Source organism: Cyanobium sp. T1B-Tous (assembly GCF_024345475.1).
In the GTDB taxonomy this organism is placed as follows: domain Bacteria; phylum Cyanobacteriota; class Cyanobacteriia; order PCC-6307; family Cyanobiaceae; genus Cyanobium_A.
Genome location: NZ_JAGQBE010000116.1, coordinates 1 through 5384, shown reverse-complemented (window position 1 = coordinate 5384; position 5384 = coordinate 1). Strand labels below are relative to the sequence as shown.

At 59.1% G+C, this 5384-nt stretch carries 6 protein-coding genes; 3 read left to right on the top strand and 3 right to left on the bottom strand.

All coding sequences use genetic code 11. The features are described 5' to 3' along the window. Positions 1–137: 137 nt before the first annotated feature. On the top strand, positions 138–698 hold the full coding sequence (locus KBY71_RS14860) for a collagen-like protein (protein WP_254929660.1): 561 nt from the start codon (positions 138–140) through the stop codon (positions 696–698). A 44-nt stretch (positions 699–742) separates the two neighbouring features. On the opposite strand, the gene KBY71_RS14855 is transcribed toward KBY71_RS14860, so the two are convergent. Then, a complete protein-coding gene (locus KBY71_RS14855; RefSeq protein ID WP_254929659.1) occupies positions 743–973 on the bottom strand; it encodes a hypothetical protein in 231 nt (76 codons plus the stop codon). A 229-nt stretch (positions 974–1202) separates the two neighbouring features. Beyond that, positions 1203–1526, bottom strand: a complete 324-nt coding sequence (locus KBY71_RS14850) for a hypothetical protein (RefSeq protein ID WP_254929658.1) — start codon at positions 1524–1526, stop codon at positions 1203–1205. Positions 1527–1849: 323 nt separating this feature from the next. Here KBY71_RS14850 and KBY71_RS14845 point away from each other — a divergent pair, with 323 nt between their 5' ends. Both KBY71_RS14845 and KBY71_RS14840 read left to right on the top strand, forming a co-directional pair. Then, the gene (locus tag KBY71_RS14845; protein ID WP_254929657.1) at positions 1850–2734 is read left to right on the top strand and encodes a hypothetical protein; all 885 of its coding nucleotides are present in this window, start codon (positions 1850–1852) and stop codon (positions 2732–2734) included. After that, entirely contained in the window at positions 2674–3399 is a 726-nt protein-coding gene (locus KBY71_RS14840) for an alpha-ketoglutarate-dependent dioxygenase AlkB (protein WP_315858579.1), read from the top strand. Before KBY71_RS14845 ends, KBY71_RS14840 begins: the two co-directional genes overlap by 61 nt. 58 nt (positions 3400–3457) lie before the next feature. On the opposite strand, the gene brxL is transcribed toward KBY71_RS14840, so the two are convergent. Next, positions 3458–5384: BREX system Lon protease-like protein BrxL (brxL, locus tag KBY71_RS14835; RefSeq protein ID WP_254929655.1), on the bottom strand; the 1927-nt coding region annotated here is incomplete at its 5' end.

Genomic DNA, 5384 nt, shown 5'->3' with positions numbered 1-5384 from the left:
CAGAAGTGGCCGGCACAGCGGTGACGGTGCTGCGCGGCTACTGGTGGCAGGTGCTGCAGCACTGAGCCGGGCTCAGACGAGCGCAACAACGGCAATAGGGGGTGTGATCTCGCCGGCCACAGGGCCGTTGCTCTCCCATGGCCTGGATTCCCTCCGGTTCGCTCAAGGGCCCGCAAGGGGATCCCGGCCCGCAGGGACCCCAGGGGGTGCAAGGGCAACCCGGTGCCGATGGTGCCCAGGGCGTGCAAGGCCCGCAGGGACCAGCGGGGATGCAGGGCGTCGCCGGTCCGGAAGGACCCCAGGGCCAGCAGGGCATCCAGGGTGCCCCGGGCCTGGGCATCACCTTCAAGGGGCATGTGCCCACGGTGGCGGACCTGCCCGCCGATGCCGCCCAGGGGGATGCCTACATCGTGCAGGCGGATGACTCCTTCCGCGTCTGGGACGCCACCAGCAGCACCTGGGTGGATGGGGGGTCGATCCAGGGCCCCCAAGGCATCGCCGGCCCGCAGGGACCGCAAGGCCTGCAGGGAGAGCCCGGCCCCCAGGGCCTGCAGGGGGTGGAAGGCCCCAGTGGCCCCCAGGGCAGCCGCGGCACCGGCTGGTTCACCGGCAGTGGCGCACCCACATCCGTGCCTGGATCTGTGCCGGGTGATCTGTATCTGGATCAGACCAGCGGCGATGTGTATGTGCTGAGCTGAGGCCTCCGGCGCTGCCGCAGGCCTCAAACCTGTGAGGCGGGGACTCAGAAGGGAAGCGGCAGTGACTCCAGCCAGGAGGGTGAGGGCCGCTGGGGCAGCGCATCTTCTCGGCGGGCGATCTCTGCTTGCAGGAGGCGAATCAGATGCTGATTGCCAGGGAACACAATCTGCAGATCAAAGAGCTCTTCCTCGATCGCCGCAAACGACCAGGAGGAGAAATCACGGGCCACGGTGAGCGCAGCGAAGGACACCGCAGGGCTGATGGAGGCTGTCAAGGCCGGACCACATCAAGATGCGGAGCGACAGCGCAGCCAACGAATAGAAGGGCCGCTTGTATAGCCTTAACACCGGAATCAGACTGAAGGTGCTGTAGCGGAGCGTTTCACCAACGCAGAAGCACCACCTGCGGCAGCTGGAGACCAAGCGCGATCAGCCGAGAGCAAGAAACTCCAGGCGAGAGCAGGGTGAAACCGGGATCAGGGCTCCCGGCATGCCCATCGGGCATCAGGCCATCTGCAGCCTCAACTCAGCCAGCGCCTCACGATCAGCCTCCAGCAGGCAGCGAGCCATCAACTCCTGCTCAGCCAGCAGCCGCTGATCCAGCTCATCGATGCGAGCAAGGCACTGCTGGATTGCCGGGATCACCTCCTCCTCCAGCAAGGTGATCTCCTCTTCTCCATAGGGCTGCTCAAGCCAGGTGCGGCGCAGCGGCAGCCCACGCCGCAGCTGCAGAATGCGCTCGATCGCCTTGAGGCTCGATTCGAGCAGCAGGAACGGATCCTCCTCAGGCCGGCAGAACTGAGAAGCCGCAGCAGAAAGCAGGGCCATGGAATCGGCGCCGAGAGCGGCGCAGCGAAGGGACCGATCCCAGCGGGGGCCCGACCGCAGGAGGGCCCCAGACTGGAGAGGTCCGGAGCAAGCCTTATCAGGGCCAGTGTTCTGGAGAGGGCCAGAGGCCCTATACCTCCAGCCGCTTGAGAATTTAAGGTGCGAGGTTGAAATTACGACAAAACAGAAAGACTGCCATACATATACTTTTACTTAGCCTGCATTTACAGCGCCGATTCCGAAGCTGATTGCAGCAAGCGCTGAAGCTGATTTAACGATGCCGAAGAGCCGGTATAATGGACGCATGGCTTGGCAGTCTTGGCATGTCCCTCAAATGCTTCTCCGTGGTCAAGAAGGTTCTCGAGGACACTTACAGCGAAATTCCAGATGATGAAGGGAATCGCGACCGAATGATTGCTTTGGCAATCGAGCAGATTTCTGAGACGTATCTGAATATGAGCAAGACTGGCGCCGGACCCGACTTCCGGGATCCCGTCAATCGATTCGCATATGTATATGCATACGTACCAGTACATGCCCATTGGGTTAGCGAGCTAATCAGTTGGTCTCAAGACGCCAAAGACGTATTCGAGAAAGACAAAGTTCGAATTGCATGCATTGGAGGCGGACCAGGAAGCGATCTCGTTGGAATTCTTAAATACCTGGATGAACGAGGTGGCAGGCCACCGTCAATCTTTTGCGAAATCGCAGACGGTTGTGAATTGTGGAAACACACCTGGTCCGACCTTGCATTTAGTCTTGACCTGCCAGTAAGACTTAGCACTGACTACATAATACAGCGAGTGGGCGACACAGATGCCTGGAGACATCCGGTTCAGTTTGAAAAATCGGATATCCTAAGCATGAGTTTCTTTGTGTCAGAGATCGCCCATCTCGGAGAGCCTGCCTGGGATTACGTTGGCGCAGTCTTTGAAAAGATGAAACCAGGCGCGGTGCTGCTATTCAATGACAACCAGAATGCCATGTACTACGGAAAAGTTGATGAGATTGCGCGATCAAAAGGACTAGAGGTTCTTCTTGAGGGCAAAGGGGATAGAAGAGTCTACGACCGCAATGAGAAAAGCGATGAACTTAGTGAGTTCAGCAAAAAGTTTGGCAGGAAGTCGAAGCTCACTGGTGACGTGTCATGGCGAGTTATGCGCAAGCCTTTAATGGGAGCGGATGGCGCAGTTTCGGCGGATCCATGATTGGCGATGCATGGCAACGAACAGAAGACGAAGCAGGGCATTCTCAACTCTGCTTATTCAATGACCCGAAGAAAATCGACGTAGCCTTGCTAGATTATCCTGAGCCTGCTATAAGACATTTCCCTAATTACCTCTCTCCTAGAGAAGCAGATGACTTGTTCTCAGCACTTCTAGGCTTGCATGGATGGAGGCAGGACTGCATAAATATCTACGGGAAAGTCCATCCGCTACCTCGCTTGCACAGGTGGTTCGCTGAATCTGGTGAGTCGTATAGCTGGTCAGGCATTGAAATGCGGCCCGAGCCATTCCCGGTTAGCCTTCAGGAAATTCTTGCTAGGGTGAGTAGCGAAAATAATGTAAAATTCAACACTGCATTGGGAAACCTATATCGAGATGGAAAAGATTCTGTAGCCTGGCATTCTGACGACGAACCAGGTCTTGGCCCAAATCCAACGATTGCCAGCTTAAGTCTAGGAGCGACAAGGAGATTTCTTATAAGAAAAAAGAATCAACACAAGCAATCTATGACTTTCAATCTATCGCATGGTTCGCTGCTCGTCATGTCAGGCTCAACGCAAGTAGAGTGGGAGCACTGCATACCGAAATCCGCTTCATGTGCCGAGGCAAGGATTAACCTGACTTTTCGCGCAATCAATCAAAGCTGACAAAGTAAACACTCCCAACTAAGGCACACGAAAGACTTGTTCTTGTAAGCTAAAATGCTTACTCCTCCAGCCCCTTAAACACCGCATCCTCTGGATCTTTGTAGAACTCAATCGAGATCTTGGTCCAGAGGTCGTCTGGGAGGTCATTGAGACCGCGGCGGGCTGAGACGGGCATCAGCAGCACCTTGGCCTGCTTCTCGACGGCGAGTTCGGCGATGGCGACGGCGTTGGGAATCATCTCGACCGAGCCGCCCAGGTTGAGAGAGCCGACAATGATCGTGCTGCCGCGGGTGTTCCGATCGAGTAAGCCACCGACCAGGGCAACCATCACCGGCAGGCCAAGGCCAGCGCCGCTGCGGTCGTTGTCCATGGCGCGGAGCTGGATGGAGAACTCGTGGCCGCGTGGGTCGCGATCTCCTACCAGGCTCTTCGCCCGCGAATAGAGGTTTTGCTCGCCCACCTTGGTGCTTTCGCGAAAAGCAGGAGGCACGGGCTGGTTGAGGATCTTGACCCCACTGCCAGGGCCCACGGCCACCTCAATCCGGTAAAGGCTGGGGCCGGTTTCACCGGTGCCGGGGCTAATCGCCCACACCTGGCCAGGCGGCAGTGGATCGCCGTCAATGGCATCGTCGCTGTGGAGCTCGGGGGTGGCCACGAACTTCTCCACACCATCGAGGCCGAGGGTGTAGCTGAAGTGGGTGTTGCGGAACTCGCTCTTGAGGCAGCGCTTCTGTTGTTCCTTCACCCGGCGGCGTGATTCGAGCGCCAAGCGCACGATCCATTCGAGATCCTCGTCGGGGATCTCCATCTCGGGATCGGGGACCAGCAGCTTGATCAGGGCGCTCACGGTCTTGTTGACGCCTTCGATGTCGCGGCCGCTGAGTGCGCCACCCAGATGGATGCGGTTCTGCATGGCCGCTAGGCGGCTGCCATCGCGCAGCCGGCTCCAGCATTCGCTGAGGAAGTCACTCACCAGTCCGAAGTGGGTGGTGAGGTGCTCGTTGGGGTTGAGCTTGGGGAAATCCCAGCCCGGCGCGTAGGCGTGGATGCGGTCCTGGAAGGCCGTGTCATCGCGCATCTCGCGCGGCAGGGGGCTGAGCAGGTGGCCGATGCGCTGCTGCTGCTCGACATCGACATCGAAGTTGCCGACCATCACGATCCCGCCCTCGGCGCGGATGCTCTCCTTGCCGCGGCTGAACTCGCCGGAGGCCATATAGCCCTTGAGGATGTTGACGCCGTCCTTCTGATCGAACGACACGCCAGCCACCTCGTCGAAGCAGACCACGTCGTATTGGCAGACCAGGCCGCGTTGGCCGTTGCCGTTGTTGACGAACATCTTGGCGACGGTGGCCTTACCGCCAGAGATCAGGTGCGAGTAGGGCGAGATCTGTTGGAACAGGTGGCTCTTGCCTGTGCCGCGGGGTCCCAGCTCCACCAGGTTGAAGTTGCGCTCCACGAAAGGAGCCATGCGGAGCAGCACCACCATTTTTGCCCGCTCATCTAGAGCAGTTGGCTCCAATCCGATCGAGCGGATCAGGAAATCGCGCCACTCCTCGGTGGTGAAGACTGCACGGCCTTTGGCCAGGATCCCCAGCACGTTGGGGTTGGACATCTGGATCGGCCGCAGCCCGGCGATGCGGAACGGCCGGCCGTTGCGCTCCTGGGCGATCACCGGGTCGTATTCGAGTGTGACCTCGGCATAGAAGCCATCGGTGAGCATGCGCTCGTTGGCGCGCACCAGCTCGTCGTCGATCTGGGCGTCCTTGATCGCCAGGCTGGGCACCTCTGCCGCGTAGGAATCGCTGCGGGTGTCGAGCCGGGCCCGCACGATGTCGATGATCTTGACGCTGCCCTGATCACGGGAGCGCGCCTTGAACAACTCCTCCTCTCCGGTGCGTACCGTGCGCCCTTGAAGCTGTTTCTCAACGATCTGCAGACCTTCTTCGATCTCGGCGGGATCGGTACTGGCGCAGTAGCGGCCCAGT

Excerpts from the sequence above, each read along its gene's own strand:
- KBY71_RS14860 (WP_254929660.1), top strand. The coding sequence starts at position 138 with ATGGCCTGGATTCCCTCCGGTTCGCTCAAGGGCCCGCAAGGGGATCCC.
- KBY71_RS14850 (WP_254929658.1), bottom strand. The coding sequence starts at position 1,526 with ATGGCCCTGCTTTCTGCTGCGGCTTCTCAGTTCTGCCGGCCTGAGGAG.
- KBY71_RS14845 (WP_254929657.1), top strand. The coding sequence starts at position 1,850 with ATGTCCCTCAAATGCTTCTCCGTGGTCAAGAAGGTTCTCGAGGACACT.
- KBY71_RS14840 (WP_315858579.1), top strand. The coding sequence starts at position 2,674 with ATGGCGAGTTATGCGCAAGCCTTTAATGGGAGCGGATGGCGCAGTTTC.